The following is a 24,990-nucleotide window of genomic DNA, read 5'->3' on the forward strand; positions in this document are numbered from 1 at the left end:
GTCTCCTCTAGGCAGGAACGAAACAGTTCGGTTGACGTTTAGTCCAGGCAATAGTGCCGGATCAGGTCACGCAATAGACGCACGGTAGGCTCGATTCGTGACATTTCCAGGTATTCGCCGGGCTGGTGAGCACAGGCGATGTCGCCGGGGCCCAGCACGATGGTCTGGCAACCCAGTTGCTGAAGATAAGGCGCTTCGGTGCCGAACGCCACCGCTTCGGCGCGATGGCCGGTCAGGCGCTCCGCCACTTGCACCAGCTCGGCGTCGGCAGCCTGCTCGAATGGCGGCACCTCCGGGAACAGCGGCGCATAGTCGATGCGCACCTCAAAACGCTCTGCCACCGGCACCAGCTTGGAGCGGATGGCTGCGCGCAGTTGCTCCACGTCCATGCCTGGCAGCGGGCGCAGGTCGAATTCCAGGGCGCACTGACCGCAGATACGGTTGGGGTTGTCGCCGCCGTGGATGCAGCCGAAGTTCATGGTCGGGGTCGGTACGGTGAATTGCGGGTTGCGGTAGGTTTGCTGCCATTGCTGGCGCAGGCCCATCAACTCGCCCATCACCGCGTGCATGGCCTCCATGGCGCTGCGGCCAAGGCTTGGGTCCGACGAATGGCCGCTGTGCCCGAGGATGTCGATGCGGTCCATGAGGATGCCCTTGTGCATGCGGATCGGCCGCAGCCCGGTGGGCTCGCCGATCACCGCCGCACGGCCGAGTGGCTGGCCGGCCTCGGCCAGGGCGCGGGCACCGGACATGGAGCTTTCTTCGTCACAGGTAGCGAGGATCAGCAGCGGTTGCTTGAAATCGTGCTCCAGCAGCGGGATGACCGCCTCGATGACCAGGGCGAAGAAGCCCTTCATGTCGCAGCTGCCCAGGCCGACCCAGCGGCCATCGGTTTCGGTCAGCTTCAGCGGGTCGCTGGCCCACAGCTGTTCGTCATAGGGTACGGTGTCGCTGTGCCCCGCAAGCACCAGGCCACCCGGGCCGGTGCCACGGCTGGCCAGCAGGTTGAACTTGCCGGGGCTGACCTGCTGGATGTCGCACTTGAAACCCAGGTCACCCAGCCAGCCGGCCAGCAGGTCGATGACCTGGCGGTTGGACTGGTCCAGCGCAGGCTGGGTGCAACTGACCGAGGGCGCGGCGATCAGGGCGGCGAACTGGTCTTTCAGCGTCGGCAACGGCATGCGCGTACTCCTCGGAAGCGTTGCCCATCATAGCAATGCCGTCCAACCGTGTGGGCTTCTTCGCGGGCTTGCCCGCTCCCACAGGGACTGCACCGCCCTTGAAAGCGATGCTGTACCTGTGGGAGCGGGCAAGCCCGCGAAGAAGGCCACCACGATCCAACAGACGAGAGCCGACTCCTGTAGACTGCTGGGCAACCACGCCCCCTCCTTCGAGCCTGTGATGCACAAAGAAACCGAACTCAAGCTCCGCGCCAGCCGCGAGACCCTTGCCGCCCTGCGCGAGCACCCTCTGCTGAAAAAGCGCAACAAGTCCGGCTGGCAGACCCGCGAACTGCTCAACCAGTACTTCGACACCCCCGAGCGCGAGCTCTCCGCCGCCCGTGTCGCCCTGCGCCTGCGCCGCGATGGCGAGGCCATCATCCAGACCCTCAAGTGCCGCGGCACCAGCGTGGCCGGCCTGTCCGAGCGCAACGAGCACGAATGGCAGCTGGACAAGGTCAAGCTCGACCTGAAGAAGCTCGACGACAGCTGCTGGCCCGCGCAACTGGCCAACCTGGACAAAAAGACCATCAAGCCGCTGTTCACCACCGACTTCAGCCGTGAATACGCCGAAATCGCCTGGGGCCGTGGCAAGAGCAAGGTGGTGATCGAGGCCGCGCTGGACCAGGGGTTCGTGATCGCCGGCAAGCGCAAGGAAGAAATCTGCGAGCTGGAACTGGAACTGCGCGAAGGCGAGCCGCAGGCACTGCTGGAACTGGCCGCCGAGCTGGCCGCCAGCCTGCCGTTGATGCCATGCGACATCAGCAAGGCCGAGCGTGGCTACCGCCTGCTGGAGCCGGACAGCTACGAGCTGGGCCTGCCGCACACCGAGCTGGAAGCCGAAATGGCCGTGGACGACGCCTACGCCGCACTGGCCTGGCAACTGCTGGGCAGCAGCCAGCGCCTGGCCGAGCAATACCGCCACAACGGCCACTGGCGCCTGCTCCAGGACTGGGTCGAGTGCCTGAGCGAGCTGCGTGCCATTACCGCCAGCCTGGGCCAGGCCGCGCCGCGCGCCACCACCCGCGACCTGCGCAGCAGCCTCGACGCCCTGCTCGAAGACTGGCGCCCGCTGGTGCAGGCCGGCAACGAAGACGAAGATATCCGCCGCGCCGCCCCCGAGCAGTTCGCCGAAGAGCTGGAGGACGTGCGCTGGGGCCAGTTCTCGCTGGAAACCTCGCGCTGGCTGCTGGCCCGTGCCTGGACCGTGGAGCGCAAAGGCCGTGGCGAGCGCCAGGGCAAGGCGCAGCTGGCAAGCTGGCTGGCGCACCTGCTGGGCGAAGAAGGCCGAGCGTTGAAACTGCCGCTGTACACCCAGCGTCCGGAAGACCTGGCCGAGCAACTGCCGCGTATCGAACAGCTGCTGGCCTGGCTGCACCATGCCCGTCAGGTGCTGGAAGCGCCGCAGATGGACCGCCTGTATGGCGACCTGAAGAAACTGCATGAGCTGGCTGAACAGCCGATCAGCGATGAAGTGCTGGAAGCGCGTATCGAACAGGCTCGGGCGGTGGATCAGAGCCGCGGCTGGAAGCACCTGCTCAAGGCTTGATACCGCGTAGCCTTCTTCGCGGGCTTGCCCGCTCCCACAGGGAACTGCACAAGGCCTGGGCCTGCACAGCACCTGTGGGAGCGGGCGAGTCGGGGCGCCGAACCGCCGCGAATGGCCTCAGCGCGACAGTGGCAGGCTGGTGGTGGACTTGATCTCCGACAGCGCCACGATCGAGTTCACTTCCTGTATCCCCGGCACGTTCGAAAGTTTCTCGAAGAAGAACCGCTCATAAGCCTCGATATCCGGGGTGACGATGCGCAACAGAAAGTCCACCGACCCCATCAGCACATAACACTCCAGCACCTCCGGAAACCCGCGGATTGCGTCGGTGAACTCGGTGAAGTTGGAGCGTCCGTGGGCGTTCAGTTTCACCTCGGCGAATATCTGCGTGTTCAGGCCGACCTTCTTGCGGTCCAGCAAGGTCACCTGCCCGCGAATCACCCCCTCCTCCTTCAACCGCTGTATACGCCGCCAGCACGGCGATTGCGACAGCCCCACGCGTTCGGCGATCTGCGCACTGGACAGCGAAGCGTCCTCCTGCAGCAGTTCGAGGATACGGCGGTCGTAGGCGTCCAGCTCGCTGTGCATCAATAATTCTCCAGAACAGTACTTCACGAATAGAACAATTCGCCAATACAGCGAAATGATCAAATCATAGCGAAAAAATACCGCCGCCAACGTGTAAGAATTTCTCCCACATTTGCGGAGACCAGCATGAACGCACAGCCCCGTACCGACGCCTGGGCCGCCAGCAGCGCCCACAGCACCGTGCACTATCGCCTGCAGGCCGAGGCCGAGCCTGACAGCCTGTGCCGGGTGCTCAACCTGTTTGCCCTGCAGTTCCTGACCCCGCACAGCGTGCAGGTCAGCCAGCAGGATGACTGGCTGGATATCGAGGTCGGCATCGGCGGCCTGAGCTGGCACCGGGCCGAGGTGATTGCGCAGAAACTGCGTAACCTGGTGTGTGTGGGTGAGGTGAGCCTGAGCAACCTGCAGCGGGTGGAGCTGGCGGTGGTCTGAGCCATCCACTTTGGCCCCTTCGCGGGCTCGCCCGCTCCCACAGGATTACCACCGGCCTCAGCCCTGTGGTGTACCCGTGGGAGCGGGCGAGCCCGCGAAGAGGCCAGTACAGGGACTGCAAGATTCCGAAACCTTTCACCCTCGGTAACCCTCCCTCGCCCGGCTAGCCTTGATCAGCACTCCCCTATCAGGCACGGACGCCCACCATGCACACACCCGACAACCCGGCACTCGACCTCAAGCGCGTGCTCCAGGCCTTGCTCGCCGACCAGCACCTGCACGCCAACGACACCCTCCAGGTACTCGAGCACGCCGCCGCTCACCCCACCGCCCACCCGCTGGAACAGATCGCCGCCTGCGCCCTGGAAGACCGCCGACACCCTGGCCAGCTCCTGGACCTGGACCGCCTCTGCCAATGGCTGGCCAACAAGGTCGGCCAGCCCTACCTGCGCATCGACCCGCTGCAACTGGACCTGCCCCAGGTCACCGGCCTGATATCCCCGGCCTTCGCACAGCGCCACGGCATCCTTATCGTCGCCGCTGACGCCTCCAGCGTCACCGTCGCCAGCGCCCAGCCCTACCAGGACGACTGGCTGGCCGACCTCACCCGCAGCCTGGGCCGGCCGATCCGGCGCGTGCTGGCCAGCCCGCAGCAGGTCCGCCAGGCAGGGCAGTCGTTCCACCGCCTGGCCCAATCAGTAAAGGGCGCGCAGCACCAGCAGTCAGCCAGCCTGGGCGAACTCGAACAGCTGCTGGAGCTGGGCAAGCGCCAGGCCGAGGCCAGTGCGGACGACGCGCACATCGTGCATATCGTCGACTGGCTGCTGCAGTACGCCATCGAGCAACGCGCCAGCGATATCCACCTGGAACCACGCCGCGAGCAGGGCCAGCTGCGCTACCGCATCGACGGTCTGCTGCACAACGTCTATGCCTTCCCCGCCGGGGTGACCCTGGCGCTGGTCAGCCGCCTGAAACACCTGGGGCGCATGGACGTCGCGGAAAAGCGCCGGCCGCAGGATGGCCGGCTGCAAAGCCGCCTGCCTGGCGGCGGCGAGGTGGAGCTGCGGCTGTCGACCTTGCCGACCCCGTTCGGCGAAAAACTGGTGCTGCGCCTGTTCGACCCGCAACAGCTGCAGGAAGGCTTCGACCGGCTGGGCCTGGATGGGCCACAACTGGACCAGTGGCAAGGCCTGCTGCGCCAGCGCCAGGGCATCATCCTGGTCACTGGGCCCACCGGGTCCGGCAAGACCAGCACGCTGTACGCCAGCCTCAAGCTGCTGGCCACGCCGCAGGTCAATCTGTGCACCATCGAGGACCCGATCGAGCGCCTGGATCCCACCTTCAACCAGTTGCAGGTGCAGCCCGCCCTGGACCTGGGTTTCGCCAACGGTGTGCGGGCCATGCTGCGCCAGGACCCGGACATCATCATGATCGGCGAAATCCGTGACCGCGAGACCGCCCTGGTGGCGGTGCAGGCAGCCCTGACCGGGCACCTGGTGCTGTCGACCCTGCATACCAACGACGCCTGTGGCGCGATCACCCGCCTGCAGGAACTGGGTGTGGCCGACTACCTGATCAAGGCAACGCTGGTGGGGGTAATGGCCCAGCGGTTGGTGCGCACACTGTGCGCGGATTGCCGGGGTGGTGCAGCGCTGCCCGAAGGCCAGCCGTGCCGTACCTGTCGTGGCACGGGGTTCCATGGCCGCACAGGGTTGTTCGAGCTGCTGGTGCCCAGCGACAGCCTGCGCGCCCTGATAGGGCCGGGCAGCGATCTGGCCAGTTTGCGGCGCCAGGCCGTGGCCGATGGCTTGCTCGATCTGCGCCGCTGCGGCGAAGCCAAGGTAGCCTGCGGGCACACCCGCCAAGAGGAAGTGCTACGGGCCTGTTCCTGAGCAAAAATCCTTTGTATTCAAGGAACTTGCCCCCCTGTGGCAGGATCAAACCGCGCATCTTCAACCCTCACCCTTCGAGGTGTTTCAACATGCGTTTCAAAACCGCCATCGCTGCCGCTGCCTTGCTTTCGCTGCCTATCGGCTCGGCCATGGCCGATACCTTCTGGCGTAACGTGATGACTACCGGTGCTACCACGGCATCGAGCTACCTGACCTCCGGGGATCACAAGCTGGTGATGGCGGCGCAGGATGACGCCGGCAGCTTCGTGGCCAGCGAAGGCGCGATCCGCGGGCCGTTCCTTGAAGCGGCGATTCGCCAGGCCCGCGCAGAGAACCCGGGGATGCAGGCTTCCGACATGGAACTGGCCAATGCCATCTTGGCCAAGAATGCGGTAGCCGAGTAACCGCGTCGCTTGCTTCGCGGCGGTTCGGCGCCCCGACATGCCCGCTCCCACAGCACTTGCACAAGATTCAAGCCTTGTGCGGTCCCTGTGGGAGCGGGCAAGCCCGCGAAGAATCCAGCACCGATCTCAGCGATACGCCTCCACCGGCACACAAGCACAGAACAGATTCCTGTCCCCATACACGTTGTCGACCCGGTTCACCGCTGGCCAGTACTTGTGCTGGCGCACGTGAGCACTGGGCGCCACCGCCTGTTCCAGGCTGTAGGGCCTGTCCCACACCGCCAGCACATCGACCAGGGTATGCGGCGCATGCTTGAGCGGGTTGTTCTCCGCCGGCCAGTTGCCCTCCTGCACTTCGCCAATTTCCGCCCGAATCGCCAACATCGCCTCGACGAAGCGGTCCAGTTCGGCCTTCGACTCACTCTCGGTCGGCTCGACCATCAGCGTGCCCGGCACCGGGAACGACATGGTCGGCGCGTGGAAGCCATAGTCCATCAGGCGCTTGGCCACGTCCTCTTCGCTGATGCCGGTCAGCGCCTTCAGCGGCCGCAGGTCGAGAATGCACTCATGCGCCACCCGCTGATTGCGCCCACGGTAGAGCACCGGGAAGGCGCCACCTAGCTGGCTGGCCAGGTAATTGGCCGAGAGTATCGCCACCTCGCTGGCATCGGCCAGCTGCGGCCCCATCATGGCTATGTACATCCAGCTGATCGGCAGGATGCTCGCACTGCCCCAGGGCGCGGCACTGACCGCGCTGTTGTTCGGGTCCAGGCCGGGTACCGGCACCACCGGGTGGCTGGCGACGAACGGCTTGAGGTGCGCGCGAATGCCGATCGGGCCCATACCCGGGCCGCCGCCACCGTGGGGGATGCAGAAGGTCTTGTGCAGGTTCATGTGTGAAACGTCGGCGCCGATATCCGCCGGCCGCGCCAGGCCCACCTGGGCATTGAGGTTGGCGCCATCCATGTACACCTGGCCACCGTGCTGGTGGACCACTTCGCAGATTTCGCGAATCCCCTCTTCATACACGCCGTGGGTCGACGGGTAAGTGATCATCAGGCACGACAACCGATCCCCGGCCGAGTGGGCCTTGGCCTTGAGGTCGGCCAGGTCGACGTTGCCATCGTCGTCGCAATCGACGATCACCACCTCCATGCCGGCCATTTGCGCCGACGCCGGGTTGGTGCCGTGGGCCGACGACGGGATCAGGCACAGCGTGCGTTGCGGCTGGTGGCGGCTGCGATGGTAGCGGGTAATGGCCATCAGGCCAGCGTACTCGCCCTGGGCACCGGAGTTGGGCTGCATGCAGATAGCATCGAAGCCGGTAATGGCGCACAGCCAGCTTTCCAGTTCGTCGATCATCGCCTTGTAGCCGGTGGCCTGGGCCGCCGGGGCAAACGGGTGCAGCTGGGCAAAGCCAGGCCAGGTGATGGGGATCATCTCGCTGGTGGCGTTGAGCTTCATGGTGCACGAACCCAGCGGGATCATCGACTGGTTCAGCGCCAGGTCCTTGTTCTCGAGCTGCTTGAGGTAGCGCAGCATCTCGGTTTCGCTGTGATGCAGGTTGAACACCGGGTGGGCGAGGAACGGCGTGCACCGCACCAAGCTGGCGGGGATGCCTTCGGGCAGGGCCAGCTGGTCGAGTGCGGCTATTTCCAGGCCGTGGTCCACCCCCAGGAAGATGTCGAACAGGCGCAGCACCGTCTGCTCCGAGCAGGTCTCGTCCAGGCTCACGCCCAGGTGCCCGCGGCCAAGGATGCGCAAGTTGATCTGCGCGGCTTCGGCGCTTTCGATGATGGCCGCCTGGGCACCGCCGACGTCCAGGGTGAGGGTGTCGAAGAAGTGCTGGTTGAGGCGCTTGATGCCCTTGGCCTCGAGGCCGGCGGCCAGGATGAAGGTCAGCCGGTGCACGCGCTGGGCAATGCGCTGCAGGCCTTCCGGGCCGTGGTACACCGCGTAGAAGCCGGCAATGTTGGCCAGCAGCACCTGGGCCGTGCAGATGTTGGAGTTGGCCTTCTCGCGGCGGATATGCTGCTCGCGGGTCTGCAGGGCCATGCGCAACGCGGTGTTGCCACGGGCATCGCGCGACACGCCGATGATGCGCCCCGGCATGGCTCGCTTGTAGTCATCGCGGCAGGCGAAATAGGCCGCGTGGGGGCCGCCATAGCCCATCGGTACGCCAAAGCGCTGGGTCGAGCCCAGCACCACATCGGCACCCAGCTCCCCAGGCGGTGCCAGCACCACCAGGCTGAGCAGGTCGGCGGCTACGCAGGCCAGGGCATGCTGGCTGTGCAAATGGTCGATTTGCGGGCGCAGGTCGCGCACCTCGCCGTGGGTATCCGGGTACTGCAGCAAGGCCCCGAAAACCGCGTGTTTGCCAAGGTTATCCACAGAGTCGACGATCAGCTCGAAGCCGAAGCCCTCGGCACGGGTCTTGAGTACCGACAGGGTCTGCGGGTGACAGTGCTCGTCGGCGAAGAAGGCATTGCTCTTGTTGCGCGCCACCCGCTTGGCCAGGGCCATGGCCTCGGCGGCGGCGGTGGCTTCGTCGAGCAGCGAGGCATTGGCCAGGGCCAGCCCGGTGAGGTCGATGACCATCTGCTGGAAGTTCAGCAGCGCCTCCAGCCGGCCTTGGGCAATCTCGGGCTGATAAGGCGTGTAGGCGGTGTACCAGCCCGGGTTCTCCAGCACGTTGCGCAGGATGACCGTGGGAGTGATGGTGCCGTGGTAGCCCATGCCGATCAGGCTGGTCCAGACCTGGTTCTGCCCGGCGTAACCGGCGAGCTTGGCCAGGGCGGCCTGTTCGTCCAGTGCCGGCGGCAGGTCGAGGGGGCGATTGAGGCGGATGTCTGGCGGTACGGTCTGCTCGATCAGCTCACTGCGGCTGGCGACACCCAGCGCGTTGAGCATGGCCTGCTGCTCCGTGGCATCCGGGCCCAGGTGGCGACGCAGGAATGGGTTGAGCTCTTGCAGTTGATGCAGGGATGGCGACTGGGACATGACGACGCTCTCTTCCTGGAACAGCTCTCATGGAGACTTACAAGTCTAGGAAGGGATTGCCGATTCTGCGGGGAAACTTGTTTTGTCAGTACCGGCCCTATCGCCGGCAAGCCAGCTCCCACAGGTAACCACAGGCCCTGAGGCGCGCGCTATCTCTGTGGGAGCTGGCTTGCCGGCGATGAGGCCTGAAGCCTTATTCGCCGATAGCGGCTGCGTAACCAGCAGCATCCAGCAGCTTGTCCAGCTCGGCCGGGTTGCTTGGCTTCAGCTTGAAGATCCACGACTCGTAAGGTTCTTCGTTGAGCAGCTCAGGGCTGTCAGCCAGTTCTTCGTTGACCGCGATCACTTCGCCACCAACCGGGGCATAGATGTCCGAAGCGGCCTTGACCGACTCGACCACACCGGCAGCGTCGCCAGCGCCAAACACCTTGCCGACTTCAGCCAGCTCGACGAACACCACGTCACCCAGGGCTTCCTGGGCGTGGTCGCTGATACCCACGGTCACGGTGCCGTCGGCTTCCAGGCGAGCCCACTCGTGGCTTTCGGCAAAACGCAGGTCGGCGGGGATATTGCTCATGTCTTGAATTCCTCGATTGGCTCAGCGGTACGCCCGCCGGTTAAAAATTGTTCAGATCAGGATCTTGCCGTGGCGCACGAAGGTCGGTTTGACCACCCGCACCGGGTACCACTTGCCGCGGATTTCCACCTCGGCCCGGTCGCCGGTGGCCATGGGCACGCGTGCAAGGGCAATGGACTTGCTCAGCGTAGGCGAGAAACTACCACTGGTGATCTCCCCTTCGCCAATCCCGGCTACACGCACCACCTGGTGGGCACGCAGCACGCCGCGCTCTTCCAGCACCAGGCCGACCAGTTTTTCCTGCACGCCGTGCTCGATTTCTGCCAGCAGCCCGGCGCGGCCGATGAAATCGCGCTCGGCCGGCTCCCAGGCGATGCTCCAGCCGAGGTTGGAGGTGAGCGGTGTGTGGTTTTCGTCGATGTCCTGGCCGTATAGGTTCATGCCGGCTTCCAGGCGCAGGGTATCGCGGGCACCAAGGCCGCTGGGGGCGATGCCGGCACCGACCAGGTCGTTGAAGAAGGCCACGGCCTGCTCGCCGGGGAGGATGATCTCCAGGCCGTCTTCACCGGTATAACCGGTGCGGGCAATGAACCAGTCGCCTTCGGCAAAGCCTTCGAAATGACGCAGTTCGCGGATCAGCGCCGCACGCGAGGGGCTGAGCAGGGCTGCAACCTTATCTCGGGCATGCGGGCCCTGGATGGCAAGGATGGCAAGGTCTGGGCGGACCTTGAAGTCCACGGCAAAACCGTCACGCTGCAGCTGCAGCCAGTCGAGCACCTTGGCGCGGGTGGCGGCGTTGGTGACCAGGCGGTAGCCGTTTTCCATGCGGTAGACGAGCAAGTCGTCGATTACCCCACCCTGCTCGTGGAGCAGCGGGCTGTACAGTGCCTTGCCGACGTCGTCGAGGCGGGCCACGTCGTTGGCCAGCAAACGCTGCAGCCAAACGCAGGCATCGTTGCCATCGACATCGATCACGGTCATGTGGGAAACATCGAACACCCCGCAATCGCTGCGCACCTGATGGTGCTCCTCGACCTGCGAGCCATAGTGCAGGGGCATGTCCCAGCCACCGAAATCGACCGTCTTGGCGCCAAGCGCCAGGTGCAGGTCATACAAAAGCGTGCGCTGTCCCATGGGTTTCTCCTTCCGGGCGTGGCGAAGCGGCGGCGGTCGATGACGTCGGGTCGTCAGCTCTTCTTGTGTAGGACCCGCCGCGCGAATGCCGCGCATTGTAGCCGCAAGGGCGCGGGCTGGCACCCTCAGTGACTGTGACCGGGTCGACGTGCCGAACGGCGGATCAGGCCGATGACCGGCAGCAGGCCCACCAGCACCAGGGTCAGTGCCGGCAACGATGCACGCGCCCACTCGCCCTCGCTGGTCATCTCGAACACCCTCACCGCCAAGGTGTCCCAGCCGAACGGGCGCATCAGCAAGGTGGCCGGCATTTCCTTGAGCACGTCGACGAAAACCAGCAGGGCGGCGCTGAGCGCGCCAGGCACCAGCAGCGGCAGATACACCTTGAAAAACAGTCCCGCGCCACCGACGCCCAGGCTGCGGGATGCCTCGGGCAGTGACGGGCGGATCCGCTCCAGGCTGCTCTCCAGCGGCCCGTAGGCCACCGCGATGAAGCGCACCAGGTAGGCCAGCAGCAATGCGGCCAGGCTGCCCAGCAGCAGCGGCTTGCCGGCACCGCCCAGCCAGCTGGACAGCGGGATGACCAGGTGGTTGTCGAGGTAACTGAAGGCCAGCATGATCGACACCGCCAGCACCGAGCCGGGCAAGGCATAGCCCAGGTTGGCCAGGCCTACCCCGGCGCGGATACCGCCCGTCGGCGCCTGGCGCCGGGCAAAGGCCAGCAGCAACGCCACGCACACCGTGACCAGCGCCGCCATGCCGCCCAGGTACAGGGTGTGCAGCACCAGGCCGACATAGCGCTCGTCCAGGTCATGCCGGCCGCGCTGCCAGAACCACGCCAGCAGTTGCAGCAACGGGATGACGAAGGCGCAGGCGAACACCAGCAGGCACCAGCCACTGGCCAGCAACGCCTTGAACCCGCGCAGGTGATACAGCGCCTGCCCGCGCGGCCGCTCGTTGCCGCTGCGGCTGGCCCCCCTGGCACGGCGCTCGCCATAAAGCACCAGCATCACCGCCAGCAGCAACAGGCTGGCCAGCTGGGCTGCGCTGGACAGGCTGAAGAAGCCGTACCAGGTCTTGTAGATAGCCGTGGTGAAGGTGTCGAAGTTGAACACCGCCACCGCGCCGAAGTCGGCCAGGGTTTCCATCAGGGCCAGGGCAATACCGGCGCCGATCGCGGGCCGTGCCATGGGCAGGGCCACACGCCAGAACGCTTGCAACGGGGACAACCCCAGCACCCGTGCCGCTTCCATCAGGCCCTTGCCCTGGGCCAGAAATGCGCTGCGCGCCAGCAGGTAGACATAGGGGTAGAACACCAGCACCAGGACGACGATCACCCCGCCGGTGGAGCGCACCCGCGGCAGGCGCATCGGCCCGAATACCTCGCGCAGGGCGCTCTGCACCGGGCCGGCGAAGTCCAGCAGGCCAACGAAGACGAACGCCAGCACATAGGCCGGGATGGCGAACGGTAGCATCAGCGCCCAGTCCAGCCAGCGCCGGCCAGGGAACTCGCAGAGGCTGGTCAGCCAGGCCAGGCTGACGCCGAGCACGGTGACGCCGATGCCCACACCCACCACCAGCGTCAGGGTATTGTCCAGCAGGCGAGTCATCTGGGTGTCGAGCAGGTGCGACCAGATCTGCAGGTCGATCGACTGCCAGGACAGCAGCAGGACGCTCAGGGGCAGGAGCACCAGGGCGGCGACCAGGGTGACCGGGAGGTACCAGCGGCGTTGGGGGGTGTGGGGCAAGTTGAATGTCTCTGTGGCTGATTTGCGACCGCTATGCGGTCGTTCGCGGGCACGCCCGCTCCCACAGGGATTGAGTAGTCCTGTGGGAGCGGGTTTACCCGCGAAAGGGCCCTTGCAGGCCCAAGGAGGATAAAGCCTGGCGCTTAGTTCCAGCCAGCCCGATCCATCAAGCGAATCGCTTCAGCCTGGCGCTTGCCGGCGATTTCCACCGGAATGCTGTCAGCCTTGAAGCTGCCCCACGCTGCCACTTCTTCCGATGGTTTGACCTTCGGGTTGGCCGGGAACTCCTGGTTGATGTCGGCGAACAGCTTCTGCGCCTCTTCACCGGTCATCCATTCCACCAGCTTCTTCGCCGCCTCCGGGTGTGGCGCATGCTTGGTCAGGCCGATGCCCGACAGGTTCACGTGCACGCCACGGTCACCCTGGTTGGGCCAGAAGATCTTCACCGGCAGTTTCGGGTTCTGGTTGTGCAGGCGGCCGTAGTAATAGGTGTTGACCACGCCCACGTCGCACTGGCCGGCCTCGATGGCCTGGATCACTGCGTTGTCGTCGGAGAACACGTCGGTGGACAGGTTGTTGACCCAGCCTTTGACGATCTGCTCGGTCTTCGCCTCGCCGTGGGTCTCGATCAGGGTGGCGGTCAGCGACTGGTTGTACACCTTCTTCGCCGTGCGCAGGCACAGGCGGCCTTCCCACTGCTTGTCGGCCAGGGCTTCGTAGGTGCTCAGCTCCTGCGGCTTGACCCGCTCGGTGGAGTAGATGATGGTGCGGGCGCGCAGGCTCAGGCCGGTCCAGTCGTGGGACGAGGCGCGGTACTGCGGCGGGATGTTCTGGTCGATGATGTCGGACTTGATCGGCTGCAGGATGCCCATCTGCTCGGCCTGCCACAGGTTGCCGGCATCGACGGTCAGCAGCAGGTCGGCCACGCCGTTTTCGCCCTCGGCCTTGATGCGCTGCATCAGCGGGGCTTCCTTGTCGGTGATGAACTTGATCTTGACCCCGGTCTTGGCGGTATAGGCATCGAACACCGGCTTGATCAGCTCGTCGATGCGCGAGGAGTACACCACCACTTCGTCCGCTGCGTGGGCGGTGCCGCCAAACAGGGTCAGGGCCAGGGCGGCCAGTAGGGGCTTGCGTGGCAACATGGAAAGCACTCCTCGGATCGTATGAGAGGCGCAAATGGTAGTGAATCCCATTTTCCGACTCATCTACATAGGCGTTACCGGATGTTGCAGAGGGGCTGCTGCGCAGCCCATCGCCGGCAAGCCAGCTCCCACAGGTACTGCACAGGGCTTGAGGTCGATGCGGTCGAGGTGGGAGCTGGCTTGCCGGCGAAAGGGCCGCAAAGCGGCCCCGACAATCTCAAGCCTTGGCGAGATCCGGCAGATCACCGCTCAAACCCAGCGCCTGCCGCACGAACAGCGCCTTGGCCTCCGGCATCTGCTCCACCAGCTTCAACCCGCTGTTGCGCAACCAGCGCAACGGCAACGGGTTGGCCTGGAACAACCGCTCGAACCCTTCCATCGCCGCCATCAGCGCCAGGTTGTGCGGCATGCGCCGTCGCTCGTAACGGCTCAGCACCTTCACATCCGCCAGCCGCTCGCCACGCTCGCAGGCGTTGACCAGCACTTCGGCCAGCACTGCAGCATCGAGGAAGCCCAGGTTGACGCCCTGCCCGGCCAGCGGGTGAATGGTGTGTGCGGCATCACCGATCAATGCCAGGCCTTCGTCCACATAGCGCTTGGCGTGGCGCTGGCGCAGCGGCACGCACAGCCGCGGGTCGGCCTGCAGCACATCACCCAGGCGCCCCTCGAAAGCCCGCTCAAGGGCCTTCAGGAAGGCCGCTTCATCCAGCGCCATCAATTGCTCGGCATGCTCCGGGGTGGTCGACCACACGATCGAGCACCAGTCCTGCTGGCCATCGCGGGTCAGCGGCAGGAACGCCAGTGGCCCTTCATCGGTGAAGCGCTGCCAGGCCGTGGCCTGGTGCCCGGCGCTGCAACGCACGCTGGTGACGATGGCATGGTGCAGGTAATCCCACTCGCGGGTTTCGCAGCCGGCCAGGCGCCGCACTGCCGAGTTGGCACCGTCGGCCGCGATCACCAGCGGCGCACGCAGCTGGCGGCCATCGGCGAGGGTCAGCAGCCACTCGTCGCCGGAGCGGCGCAGCTGTTCGAGCCGCGCGTTGGGCAGCAGGCCGATGTCGCTGTCATGCAGGCGCTCCAGCAGGCCATCCTGCACCACCCGGTTCTCGACGATGTGGCCGAGCACCTGGGCATGCACGCTGGCAGCCGAGAAGTGAATCTGCCCGGTGCCGCTGCCATCCCACACATGCATGTCCGAGTATGGCGTGGCACGCCGCCGGGCAATGCCATCCCAGGCGCCAAGGCGCTCGAGAATGCGCTGGCTGGCTGCCGACAGCGCGCTGACACGCGGCTCGAACGGGGCCTGGGCATCGAACGGCTTGACCGTCAGCGGGCCGCCGTCGAGCAAGAGGATTTGCAAGCCACTGTGGCGCAACGCCAGGGCCAGGGCGCTGCCGACCATACCGGCACCGACAATCAACAGATCTGCGCGCATTTCCATGCCTTACGCCAGCCTCGCTTGCGGCTTGAGCCGCACATATAGGGTTTTATCGACCCGCGCCACCAGCTCGCCGGCGCCGTCGCGGATATCGACCTGCAAACGCGGCAGGCATTTCTTGCCGGTGGCGGTCTGCTGGCGGATTTCGTCCAGCAGCGCGTCATCGACGTGGAGTTCGGCATACACCGGGCCTTTGCCCGGCGAAATGAAATCGATGCTGGCCGCCTTGTCCCAGACGATGTAGTCACGCCCCAGCTGCTCGATCAACAGCAGCATGTAGAACGGGTCGACCATGCCGTACAGGCTGCCGCCGCATTGGGTGCCGACGTAGTTGCGGTTCCAGCGGGTCAGTTTCATCGCCACCTTGACGCTGCGCAGGTCCGGGCTGATGTGCTGCACGCGGATACCAGCACCGAGGTGCGGCGGGAACAGGTTAAGCCGCCAGCGCAACAGGCACGCCCGGCGCGCCAGCCTGCGCGTGTCGTCACTCATGCCTGACCTCGCGGATCGGGGCGGGTGCCCAGGCCCATGGCCTGGCGGGCGAACCAGCTTTTTGCGGGTGGCAGCAGGTCGAGCCCGAGCAGGCCAAGGTTGCGCCCGGCGGCCAGCAACGGCTGGCTACTGCCAAACAGGCGGGTGACCTGGTCGGAAAAACCGATGGTCATGGCCTGGTCCAGGCGCTGACGCTGGTGGTAGCCCTGCAACGTGGTCAGGTCGCCAGGCTGCTGCGGCCCGGCCAGCAGCGCCTCGGCCAGCGCCTGCACGTCACGCAGCGACAGGTTGAAGCCCTGGCCGGCAATGGGGTGCAGGCTGTGCGCGGCGTTGCCCAGCACCACCAGATGCGGCCGCACCTGCTCCTGGGCCTCGATCAGCGACAGTGGGTAGAGGTGCCGCGCGCCGACTTGGCGCAAGGCGCCCAGGCGATAGCCGAACACGCCCTGCAGCTCGCGCAGGAAACTGCGCTCGTCGATGTCGGCCAGGCGTCGCGCGTCCATGCCCTGGCGGGTCCAGACCAGCGCGCAGCGGTTATCCGGCAGCGGCAGCAGGGCCATGGGGCCTTCTTCGGTGAAACGCTCGAAGGCCTGGCCACCGTGGGCCTCGCCCGGGGTGATATTGGCGATCAACGCGCTCTGTTGGTAGGGCGTGTGGCGAACATGGATACCCAGCTGTTCGCGCAGGCCGGAGCGGCCACCGTCGGCCAGTACCGCCAGGTCGCACTCCAGCTGGGTGTCGTCGTTCAGCAGCAGGCGGTAGCCACCTTCGATGGCCTGCATCGCGGTCACCTCCGCCGGGCAGCGCCAGCTCACCACCTCGCTGTCCAGCCCTTGCCACAGGCACTGGCCCAGCCAGGCGTTTTCCACCACGTAGCCAAGCGCCGGCACGCCCTCTTCCAGGGCATCCAGGCGGGTGGCACCGAAGCGGCCGCGGTCAGATACGTGAATTTGCCGGATCGGCTCGGCGCGATGGCCGATGGCCTGCCACAGGCCCAGCTGCTGGTAGATCTGCTGGGTACCGAACGACAGTGCCGACGAACGTGCGTCGTAGCTGGGCTGGAAGCTGTCACCGGGGGCGAAGGGCTCGATCAGCAGGATCTTCCAGCCCCGCGCCTTGGCCCCCGCCTGCAGGGCCAGGGCCAGGCTCGCGCCCACCAGGCCGCCACCGATGATCGCCAGGTTTACCCGATTCATGCCGCGTCCTTGCGGGCGGCCTGCATCAGCGCCTCGATCTCGGCGACCGTGCGCGGCACGCCCGAAGTCAGGATTTCACAACCTTGCCTGGTCACTACCACGTCGTCCTCGATCCTTACACCAATGCCGCGCCATTTCTTGGCCACGGCCTGATTGTCGGCGCCTATGTAGATGCCCGGTTCGACGGTCAGCGCCATGCCGGGTTCAAGCACCCGCCACTCGCCGCCCACCTTGTACTCGCCCACATCGTGCACATCCATGCCCAGCCAGTGCCCGGCGCGGTGCATGTAGAAGGCACGATAGGCCTCGCTGTCGATCAGCGCCTGCACCTCGCCCGTCAGCAGGCCCAGTTCCACCAGGCCCTCGGTGATGACCCGCACGGTCGCCTCATGGGCGTGGTTCCAGTGCTTGCCGGGGGCGATTTCGGCAAACGCCGCGGCCTGGGCCTTGAGCACCAGCTCGTAGATGGCCTTCTGCTCCGGCGAAAAGCGCCCGCTGACCGGGAAGGTACGGGTGATGTCGCTGGCGTAGCAGTCGATCTCGCAGCCGGCGTCGATCAGCACCAGGTCGCCATCCTTGAGCGGGGCGTCGTTCTGCTGATAGTGCAGGATGCAGCCATTGCGTCCGGCCGCGACGATCGAGCCGTAGGCCGGCATCTTCGCCCCGCCCTTGCGGAACTCGTAGTCCAGCTCGGCTTCCAGGCTGTATTCGTGCAACCCGGCCCGGCAGGCCTGCATGGCCCGCACGTGAGCCCGCGCCGAGATATCTGCGGCAGCGCGCATCACCTTCACTTCCGCTGCCGATTTATACAGGCGCATGTCGTGCAGCAGATGATCCAGCGCAACGAACTCGTTCGGCGGCTGGGCACCCAGGCGGGCCTTGGAGCGGATCACGTTGATCCAGTCCATCAGCCGGCGGTCGAACTCGGGGTTGCTGCCCATGGCGCTGTACACCCGCTCACGGCCTTCGATCAGGCCCGGCAGGATCTCGTCGATGTCGGTGATGGGGAAGGCATCGTCTGCGCCAAAATCGCGCACCGCACCTTCCTGGCCGGCTCGCAGACCATCCCACAGCTCGCGCTCGGGGTTGCGTTCACGGCAGAACAGCACGTATTCGCCATGCTCGCGCCCCGGGATCAGCGCAATCACCGCTTCCGGCTCGGGGAAACCGCTGAGGTACTGGAAGTCGCTGTCCTGGCGGTAAACGTGCTCGACGTCGCGGTTGCGGATGGCAACCGCGGCGGCGGGCAGGATGGCGATGCTGTTGGGGACCATCTGCGCCATCAGCGCCTTGCGCCGACGGGCATACTCGGCCTTGGGAATGTGGCTCATGGGCAGACTACCCCCGGTTGATCAGTGCAGCGATGGCTTGGGTGCGGGGGCGGCCGGCTTGGCCAGCTCGGAGAACAGCAGCAACGGCGCCACGCGCAGGTATTCCATGACTTCCATGTAGTCGCTCTCGCCGTCCTCGGATTCCTCGAGGGCTTCCTGGACCTGGGAAATGGCTACCAGGTCCTGCAGCACTTCCTTGGCCTCGTCGGACAGGTCCTTGCCACCGGCATTCAGGCCGAAACCGGTGATGAAGCCTTGGCACCACTGGCCCAGCGCGGTGGCGCGGTCGCTCAGGGCGGCGTCGTCGGAAGGCAGCAGCAGGACGATGGCCATGTCGTCGCTGGTCAGCTCGCCCTTGACCATTTCCTGCAGGCCGACCAGGGCGTTGCGCACGGTGTCACCGGGCTCGGTTTCCAGCAGCTGGGCGGCATCGGCCAGCCAGCCGTCGGCGTCGAAGCCGGCACCGGCGCAGCTGCGGCCGATCAGCAGGCCGTGCAGTTCGGCCGGGGTGACAGGATGACCATTGCTGGACAGCAGCATGGCGAAGGCGATGTAGGGCGATTGGGTATTGGGCATGGGCAGCTAGGCGCCAGACGGCGCAATGACTAGAATGGAGACCTTGTATCCTAGCACCGGCAGGCGCGCCAAGACCATCGGCACTGGCCGTCGCCGCCCAGGGAGAGGCATCATCGCCAGGTGACTCAACGACGGAGCGAATCGAGTGCAACCCACGCAAGAGAACGACCTGCAGGCACTGATGAGCCGATTCGAGTTGCTGATCGAACGTGTCGAGCAACTAAAACGGCAAAATGCACTCCTAGTAGCTCAGGAAAAATCCTGGCGCGAAGAGCGCGCCCACCTCATCGAAAAGAACGAGATCGCCAAGCGCAAGGTCGAGTCGATGATTTTACGCCTCAAGGCTCTGGAGCAAGACTCATGAGTTCAAGCAATAGCGTCACCGTGCAGATCCTCGACAAGGAATATTCGATCATCTGCCCGCCGGAAGAGCGCAACAACCTGGTCAGCGCCGCGCGCTACCTGGACGGCAAGATGCGCGAAATCCGCAGCAGCGGCAAGGTGATCGGCGCCGACCGCATCGCGGTCATGGCAGCGTTGAACATCACCCACGAAATGCTGCACCGCCAGGAAGACCGCAACGATGCCCCGGCAGGCGGCACCACCCGCGAACAGGTGCGCGACCTGCTGGAACGGGTCGACCAGGCACTGTCCGACGACGCGGATACCAAAATCGGCTGAGATTGGTATACTGGCGCCACTCCCTGGGGGATGCGCCAGTCGGTTATGTCCCTGAGCCGATACGCACAACCACGGGGGTTGCACGCTGGGGCCGGTGTGCATGTCCGCCCGACGGAAAGCCTTAACGCCCCCTGCAATCTCCACCTTGAACTTTCGGGTTCAAGGGCTACACCGATAGCGGTCTTATCGGGGAGCCTGAATTCTCTTGCCCGCCCCTTCCGGCGGGCAATTCGTTTTGGCCGACCACGTCGGCCAGCACCTGGGATCGCCCGTGCCATGACCGACACCGCGCAGCTCACCCGCCCCCAGCTCCGTCGCCTGCTCCGCAACGCCCGCCGCGCCCTTACCCCTGCCCAGCAACGCCAGGCCGCCCTTGGCCTGTACCGCCAGCTGGCGCAGCACCCGCTGTTCCGACGCGCCCGGCACATTGCCCTTTACCTGCCCAACGACGGCGAGATCGACCCTTACCTGCTGCTGCGCGAAGCCCAGCGCCGCGGCAAGCGCACCTACCTGCCGGTGCTGCACGCCTGGCCGCGCACGCGCATGGTGTTCCAGCGCTTCGAGCAGGGCGAGAAGCTCAAGCCCAACCGCTTTCGCATTCCCGAGCCGGTCACCGAGCGCAAGCGCCAGCGCCCGATCTGGTCGCTGGACCTGATCCTGCTACCGTTGGTCGGTTTCGACGAAGTGGGCGGTCGCCTGGGAATGGGCGGTGGTTTCTATGATCGCAGCCTGGCCTACCAGGCGCGTCGCCAGACCTGGAAAAAGCCTTTGCTGTTGGGGCTGGCACATGAATGCCAGAAGGTCGAGCGGCTGGCTCAGGCCAGTTGGGATGTACCGCTGCAGGGGACGGTCTCGGACCGTGGCTGGTACCTGGCGCCGCGTTGAGCGGCGCCGGCGGGGCATCAACGTTGCGGCTGGCTGGCGTCGACCGGCATCTGATAGGCGTTGTCCAGCTTGCGCTCCCAGATCCCTTGCGCATAACCGGTCGTGACCACACCCAGACCGAAAATGAACACCAGGATCCACAGCAGATCCGGCTTGTTACGTTGATTCATCGAAGATTGCCCCCCAGGCAAACTGTTCAGGCTCGGCAATTTTCTGGGTATCGCCGGAGCATCGCGCTTTAAACGGGGCGCATTTTCCGACAACCTGCGTCTGCACGCAAACCTTGACGCCAACCGACTGTCGGTTTCATGCAACAGGTTATTTCAAACCTTTTCAGGAGCAGCACCCATGGCCTACTGGCTGATGAAATCCGAGCCCGACGAGCTCTCCATCGAAGCCCTCGGCCGCCTCGGCGAAGCGCGCTGGGACGGCGTGCGCAACTACCAGGCGCGCAATTTCCTGCGGGCCATGAGCGTTGGCGACGAGTTCTTCTTCTATCACTCCAGCTGCCCGCAGCCGGGCATCGCCGGCATTGCCAGGATCACCCGCGTCGCCTACCCCGACCCGACCGCGCTGGACCCGCAAAGCCACTACTACGATGCCAAGGCCACGGCCGACAAGAACCCGTGGAGCGCGGTGGATGTGGCCCATGTGCAAACCCTGCCACGGGTGCTGGAGTTGGGCTGGCTGAAACAGCAGGCAGGCCTGGCCGAACTGCCGCTGGTGCAGAAGGGCAGCCGCCTGTCGGTGATGCCGGTGACGCCAGAGCAATGGGCGGTGATTGTCGCTTTGCGTTGAAACTGCGGCTAAGGTCATAAACCAAAGGGGCCGCCCTGCGGCCCATCGCCGGCAAGCCAGCTCCCACCCCGACCGCATAGACCTCAAGCCATGCGCTGCCCCTGTGGGAGCTGGCTTGCCGGCGATGGGCTGCGAAGCAGCCCCAGTCATGGATTTGACTGATATCAACACGCCGCGCGTGGCCACAGGCCATGATGCAGTGTGCATGACCGCAAGGATGCAGACCGATGAACCGATACGCCCCCAGGATCTTCGCCACCGCGCTGATCGCCCTACTCGCAACAGCCGGTGGGCTGGGGTACTGGAAGTCGCTCCACGACCAGTTGCCCGAAGGCCTGAGCATGGGCAACGGTCGCCTGGAAGCCACCGAAGTGCAGATCGCCAGCAAAATCCCCGGCCGCCTGGCCGAAGTGCTGGTCGACGAAGGTGACAAGGTAACTCGCGGCCAGCTGCTGGCCCGCATCGACACCCGTACCATGGAAGCCCAGCGCAGCCAGGCCGAAGCCGAAGTACTGCGCGCCCGGGAAAACTACGCCGCCGCCCAGGCCAGCGTGCAGCTGCGCCAAAGCGAACTGCTGCTGGCCAGCCAGGAGCTCAAGCGCGTGCGCGAGATCTTCCAGCGCAAATACGCCAGCCAGCAGTTGCTCGACCAACAGCAGGCGCGCTTCGACACGGCCAACGCCGCCGTGGTCGCCGCCCGCGCCCAACTGGCGGCGATCAAGGCCGCCATCGGCGCCGCCGAGGCCCAGGTGGCGCAGCTCACCAGCGAAATCGACGACAGCAGCCTGCGCGCACCGATCGACGGCATCATCCAGCTGCGCCTGGCCGAGCCCGGTGAAGTGTTGGGTGCCGGCGGCCGCGTACTGATGCTGATCGACCCCAGCGACCAGTACATGAACCTCTACCTGCCCGCCTCCACCAGTGGCCGGCTGACCGTCGGCGACCAGGCGCGGATCGTGCTCGACGCCCTACCCGAGCGGGCGCTACCGGCGAAGGTGGCCTTTGTCGCGGCCAAGGCCCAGTTCACCCCCAAGCAGGTGGAAACCCGCGACGAGCGGCAGAAGCTGGTGTTCCGGGTCAAGTTGCGCCTGACCGACCCGGGCGCCGTACCGCAGGCCAAGCCGGGCATGCCAGGCGCCGGCTATGTACGCACGGCTGAGGTGGACTGGCCGGCCAACCTGCAATGAACGCCCCGGCACTGCTGGCCGAGGGTATCAGCCATCGCTACGGCGACCTGGTGGCCCTGCACCCCCTCGGGTTCAGCCTGCCGGCGGGCACCCGCTGCGCGCTGATCGGCCCTGACGGGGCTGGCAAATCGACCCTGCTGGGGCTGATCGCCGGTGTAAAGCGCCTGCAACAGGGCGAACTGCAGGTGTTGGGTGGCTCGATCCGCCAGCGGCGCCATCGCGCGGCGCTGTATCCGAAAGTGGCGTTCATGCCGCAGGGGCTGGGCAACAACCTGTATCCGGAGCTGTCGATCAGCGAGAACATCCGCTTTTTCGCCACCCTGTTCGGCCTCGGCCGCCGCGAATGCGAACAGCGCATGGCCAACCTGCTGCAGGCCACCGACCTGCAGCGCTTTGCCGAGCGCCCGGCGGGCAAGCTGTCGGGCGGCATGAAACAGAAGCTGGGCCTGTGCTGCGCGCTGATCCACGAGCCGGACCTGCTGATCCTCGACGAGCCGACCACCGGCGTCGACCCACTGTCGCGGCGGCGCTTCTGGGAGCTGGTCGAACAGGTACGCGCGCAGCGCCCGCAACTGACCCTGCTGGTGGCCACCGCCTACATGGAAGAGGCCGAACAGTTCGAGCATTGCCTGATGCTCGATGGCGGCCGCCTGCTGGCCGCCGGCCCCAGCCATGAACTTGCCGCAGTCACCCCCAGTGGCAAGCTGGACGACGCCTTCACCCATTACCAAGGTGCGGGCAAGGCACAACACCCTCCGCTCATCATTCCACCGCGCCCGGCCACTGACACCTCGGTCGCCATCGAGGCCCACGACCTGACCCTGCGCTTTGGCGATTTCACTGCAGTGAACAAGGTCAGCTTCGCCATTGGCCGCGGGGAGATCTTCGGCTTCCTGGGCTCCAACGGCTGCGGCAAGACCACCACCATGAAAGTGCTCACCGGCCTGATGCCGGCCAGCGAAGGTAGCGCCAGCCTGCTCGGCCGCCCGGTGGATGCCAGCGACCTGGCCACGCGCAAGCGGGTCGGTTTCATGTCGCAGAGTTTTTCGCTGTATGGCGAGCTCAGCACCCGGCAGAACCTGGCCCTGCATGCCCGCCTGTTCGACCTGCCCAAGGCCGAGAGCGCCCAGCGTATCGACCAACTGATCGAGCGCTTCGACCTGGGTGCCATCGCCGACCAGCCATCCGGCGCCCTGCCCCTCGGCCTGCGCCAGCGCCTGTCACTGGCGGTGGCGGTGCTGCACCGCCCGGAAGTGCTGATCCTCGACGAACCCACCTCCGGCGTCGACCCGGCTGCCCGTGACGACTTCTGGCGCCTGCTGGTGGAGCTGTCACGCGAGCAGGGCGTGACCATTTTCCTTTCTACCCACTTCATGAACGAAGCTCAACGCTGCGACCGCATCTCGCTGATGCATGCAGGCCGGGTGCTGGCCTGCGACACGCCGGGAGCCCTGCAACGCCAGTACCAGGGCAACACCCTGGAAGATGCGTTCGTACGCTGCCTGGAACAGGCCCAGGAACTGGCGCCGCAAGCCACCGACAACGCCGTGCTGGAACAGGCCGCCACGCCTGCGCCGGCGCTGCGCCAGGGTTTCAGCCTGCGTCGCCTGCTGGCGGTGGCCAGCCGTGAGGGCAAGGAGCTGCTGCGCGACAAGGTACGCCTGGCCTTCGCCCTGCTGGGGGCGGTGTTCATGATGGTGATCTTCGGCTATGGCATTTCGCTGGATGTGGAAAACCTCGCCTTCGCCGTACACGACCAGGACCAGAGCCCGCAAAGCCGGGCCTATCTGGAAGCCTTCCGTGGTTCACGCTATTTCGCCGAACAGGCGCCCATCCGCGATACCCGCGAAATGCACCAGCGCCTGCAGCGCTCGGAAATCAAACTGGCGCTGGAAATCCCACCCGGCTTTGGCCGCGACCTGTACGCCGGGCGTCAACCGGTGGTGGCTGCCTGGCTCGATGGCGGCATGCCGTTCCGCGCGGAAACCAGCCGCAACTACGTGGAAGCCGTGCATCAGGCCAACCTCGAGCAACTGGCCAAGGCCAGCCCACAGCCGCAGCCGCGCCAGGACCTGGTGCGCCTGGAAACCCGTTTTCGCTACAACCAGGATGTGGTCAGCGTGAACGCCATCGGCCCGGGGGTAATGGCGCTGATCCTGGCCTTCATTCCGGCCATGCTCACCGCGCTGGGTATCGTCCGCGAGAAAGAGCTCGGCTCCATCACCAACTTCTACGCCACACCCCTCACCCGCCTGGAGTTTCTGCTCGGCAAGCAGATGCCCTATCTGGCCGTGAGCCTGGTCAACCTGGCGCTGCTGGTGGCGATGAACCGCTGGCTGTTCGGCGTGCCGCTCAAGGGCAGCGTGCTGGCCCTGGCCTGTGGTGGCGTCGCTTACCTGCTGGCGACCACCAGCCTGGGCCTGCTGATCTCGGCCTTCACCCGCACCCAGATCGCCGCCATCCTGGGCACCATGATCATCACCAGCCTGCCGACCATCCAGTTTTCCGGGCTGATCGTGCCACGCTCGTCGCTGGACGGCGCGGCGGCGGTGATGGGCCAGCTGTTCCCGGCGGGCTACTTCCTCGACATCGCGGTCGGCACCTTCACCAAGGCGCTGGGCCTGCGCGAACTGTGGCCGCAGTGCCTGATCCTGCTCAGTTTCTTTGTCGTGTTCACTGGCCTGAGCCTGGCCATGCTGAAGAAGCAGGAGGCCTGA

General features: G+C 65.7%; 23 protein-coding genes and 1 other RNA gene. 11 read left to right on the plus strand and 13 right to left on the minus strand.

The window, feature by feature from the left end:
- Positions 1-38: 38 nt before the first annotated feature.
- Complete coding sequence (gene argE / locus B2790_RS01810; protein ID WP_286918135.1) at positions 39-1,181, minus strand: acetylornithine deacetylase; 1,143 nt, start codon at positions 1,179-1,181, stop codon at positions 39-41.
- A 220-nt stretch (positions 1,182-1,401) separates the two neighbouring features.
- Between argE and B2790_RS01815 the strand changes: the two genes are divergently transcribed.
- Positions 1,402-2,769, plus strand: a complete 1,368-nt coding sequence (locus B2790_RS01815; RefSeq protein WP_003259352.1) for a CYTH domain-containing protein — start codon at positions 1,402-1,404, stop codon at positions 2,767-2,769.
- Between the two features lie 117 nt (positions 2,770-2,886).
- On the opposite strand, the gene B2790_RS01820 is transcribed toward B2790_RS01815, so the two are convergent.
- Positions 2,887-3,357, minus strand: a complete 471-nt coding sequence (locus B2790_RS01820) for an Lrp/AsnC family transcriptional regulator (RefSeq protein ID WP_015272225.1) — start codon at positions 3,355-3,357, stop codon at positions 2,887-2,889.
- A gap of 126 nt (positions 3,358-3,483) precedes the next feature.
- Here B2790_RS01820 and B2790_RS01825 point away from each other — a divergent pair, with 126 nt between their 5' ends.
- The 3 genes from B2790_RS01825 to B2790_RS01835 all read left to right on the plus strand — a co-directional run bounded on the left by B2790_RS01825 (position 3,484) and on the right by B2790_RS01835 (position 6,085).
- Positions 3,484-3,789: a hypothetical protein gene (locus B2790_RS01825; RefSeq protein WP_003259353.1), complete on the plus strand. Its 306-nt coding sequence runs from the start codon at positions 3,484-3,486 to the stop codon at positions 3,787-3,789.
- 206 nt (positions 3,790-3,995) lie between these two features.
- A complete protein-coding gene (locus B2790_RS01830; RefSeq protein WP_286918136.1) occupies positions 3,996-5,681 on the plus strand; it encodes a GspE/PulE family protein in 1,686 nt (561 codons plus the stop codon).
- 89 nt (positions 5,682-5,770) lie between these two features.
- The gene (locus tag B2790_RS01835; protein WP_003259356.1) at positions 5,771-6,085 is read left to right on the plus strand and encodes a DUF2388 domain-containing protein; all 315 of its coding nucleotides are present in this window, start codon (positions 5,771-5,773) and stop codon (positions 6,083-6,085) included.
- A 126-nt stretch (positions 6,086-6,211) separates the two neighbouring features.
- On the opposite strand, the gene gcvP is transcribed toward B2790_RS01835, so the two are convergent.
- The 10 genes from gcvP to B2790_RS01885 form a co-directional block, all read right to left on the minus strand.
- A complete protein-coding gene (gene gcvP / locus B2790_RS01840) occupies positions 6,212-9,085 on the minus strand; it encodes an aminomethyl-transferring glycine dehydrogenase (RefSeq protein WP_286918137.1) in 2,874 nt (957 codons plus the stop codon).
- A gap of 193 nt (positions 9,086-9,278) precedes the next feature.
- On the minus strand, positions 9,279-9,662 hold the full coding sequence (gene gcvH, locus B2790_RS01845; RefSeq protein ID WP_286918138.1) for a glycine cleavage system protein GcvH: 384 nt from the start codon (positions 9,660-9,662) through the stop codon (positions 9,279-9,281).
- Positions 9,663-9,713: 51 nt separating this feature from the next.
- On the minus strand, positions 9,714-10,796 hold the full coding sequence (gene gcvT / locus B2790_RS01850) for a glycine cleavage system aminomethyltransferase GcvT (protein WP_286918139.1): 1,083 nt from the start codon (positions 10,794-10,796) through the stop codon (positions 9,714-9,716).
- 125 nt (positions 10,797-10,921) lie between these two features.
- Entirely contained in the window at positions 10,922-12,544 is a 1,623-nt protein-coding gene (locus tag B2790_RS01855; RefSeq protein WP_286918140.1) for an ABC transporter permease, read from the minus strand.
- Positions 12,545-12,687: 143 nt separating this feature from the next.
- Positions 12,688-13,689, minus strand: a complete 1,002-nt coding sequence (locus B2790_RS01860) for an extracellular solute-binding protein (RefSeq protein ID WP_274078265.1) — start codon at positions 13,687-13,689, stop codon at positions 12,688-12,690.
- Positions 13,690-13,906: 217 nt separating this feature from the next.
- A complete protein-coding gene (locus tag B2790_RS01865; RefSeq protein ID WP_167506578.1) occupies positions 13,907-15,124 on the minus strand; it encodes a 2-octaprenyl-3-methyl-6-methoxy-1,4-benzoquinol hydroxylase in 1,218 nt (405 codons plus the stop codon).
- Between the two features lie 9 nt (positions 15,125-15,133).
- Positions 15,134-15,619, minus strand: coding sequence for a DUF4442 domain-containing protein (locus B2790_RS01870; RefSeq protein WP_025341050.1), 486 nt, complete (start codon positions 15,617-15,619; stop codon positions 15,134-15,136).
- Positions 15,616-16,815: a 2-octaprenyl-6-methoxyphenyl hydroxylase gene (gene ubiH, locus B2790_RS01875; protein WP_025341051.1), complete on the minus strand. Its 1,200-nt coding sequence runs from the start codon at positions 16,813-16,815 to the stop codon at positions 15,616-15,618. The genes B2790_RS01870 and ubiH overlap by 4 nt, the downstream gene beginning before the upstream one ends.
- Entirely contained in the window at positions 16,812-18,146 is a 1,335-nt protein-coding gene (pepP, locus tag B2790_RS01880) for a Xaa-Pro aminopeptidase (RefSeq protein ID WP_025341052.1), read from the minus strand. The genes ubiH and pepP overlap by 4 nt, the downstream gene beginning before the upstream one ends.
- Before the next feature lie 21 nt (positions 18,147-18,167).
- Positions 18,168-18,722, minus strand: coding sequence for a YecA family protein (locus B2790_RS01885; protein WP_003259367.1), 555 nt, complete (start codon positions 18,720-18,722; stop codon positions 18,168-18,170).
- Positions 18,723-18,903: 181 nt separating this feature from the next.
- Here B2790_RS01885 and B2790_RS01890 point away from each other — a divergent pair, with 181 nt between their 5' ends.
- From B2790_RS01890 to B2790_RS01905, 4 genes are all read left to right on the plus strand, one after another.
- Positions 18,904-19,086, plus strand: coding sequence for a TIGR02449 family protein (locus B2790_RS01890; protein WP_029886233.1), 183 nt, complete (start codon positions 18,904-18,906; stop codon positions 19,084-19,086).
- Entirely contained in the window at positions 19,083-19,403 is a 321-nt protein-coding gene (locus B2790_RS01895) for a cell division protein ZapA (RefSeq protein WP_003259368.1), read from the plus strand. Before B2790_RS01890 ends, B2790_RS01895 begins: the two co-directional genes overlap by 4 nt.
- Before the next feature lie 17 nt (positions 19,404-19,420).
- Positions 19,421-19,600, plus strand: a non-coding RNA gene (gene ssrS, locus B2790_RS01900) — 6S RNA.
- 79 nt (positions 19,601-19,679) lie between these two features.
- Entirely contained in the window at positions 19,680-20,288 is a 609-nt protein-coding gene (locus tag B2790_RS01905; RefSeq protein ID WP_003259369.1) for a 5-formyltetrahydrofolate cyclo-ligase, read from the plus strand.
- A 17-nt stretch (positions 20,289-20,305) separates the two neighbouring features.
- Here the strand turns inward: B2790_RS01905 and B2790_RS01910 are convergent, their stop codons facing one another.
- Positions 20,306-20,458, minus strand: coding sequence for a hypothetical protein (locus B2790_RS01910; RefSeq protein WP_013974724.1), 153 nt, complete (start codon positions 20,456-20,458; stop codon positions 20,306-20,308).
- 178 nt (positions 20,459-20,636) lie between these two features.
- Between B2790_RS01910 and B2790_RS01915 the strand changes: the two genes are divergently transcribed.
- The 3 genes from B2790_RS01915 to rbbA all read left to right on the plus strand — a co-directional run bounded on the left by B2790_RS01915 (position 20,637) and on the right by rbbA (position 24,990).
- Positions 20,637-21,086: an EVE domain-containing protein gene (locus tag B2790_RS01915; RefSeq protein ID WP_286918141.1), complete on the plus strand. Its 450-nt coding sequence runs from the start codon at positions 20,637-20,639 to the stop codon at positions 21,084-21,086.
- Between the two features lie 227 nt (positions 21,087-21,313).
- Entirely contained in the window at positions 21,314-22,273 is a 960-nt protein-coding gene (locus B2790_RS01920) for an HlyD family secretion protein (protein WP_085704041.1), read from the plus strand.
- Positions 22,270-24,990: a ribosome-associated ATPase/putative transporter RbbA gene (rbbA, locus tag B2790_RS01925; protein WP_274078267.1), complete on the plus strand. Its 2,721-nt coding sequence runs from the start codon at positions 22,270-22,272 to the stop codon at positions 24,988-24,990. The genes B2790_RS01920 and rbbA overlap by 4 nt, the downstream gene beginning before the upstream one ends.

The organism is Pseudomonas sp. UBA6753 (assembly GCF_002453565.1).
GTDB lineage: Bacteria > Pseudomonadota > Gammaproteobacteria > Pseudomonadales > Pseudomonadaceae > Aquipseudomonas > Aquipseudomonas putida_Z.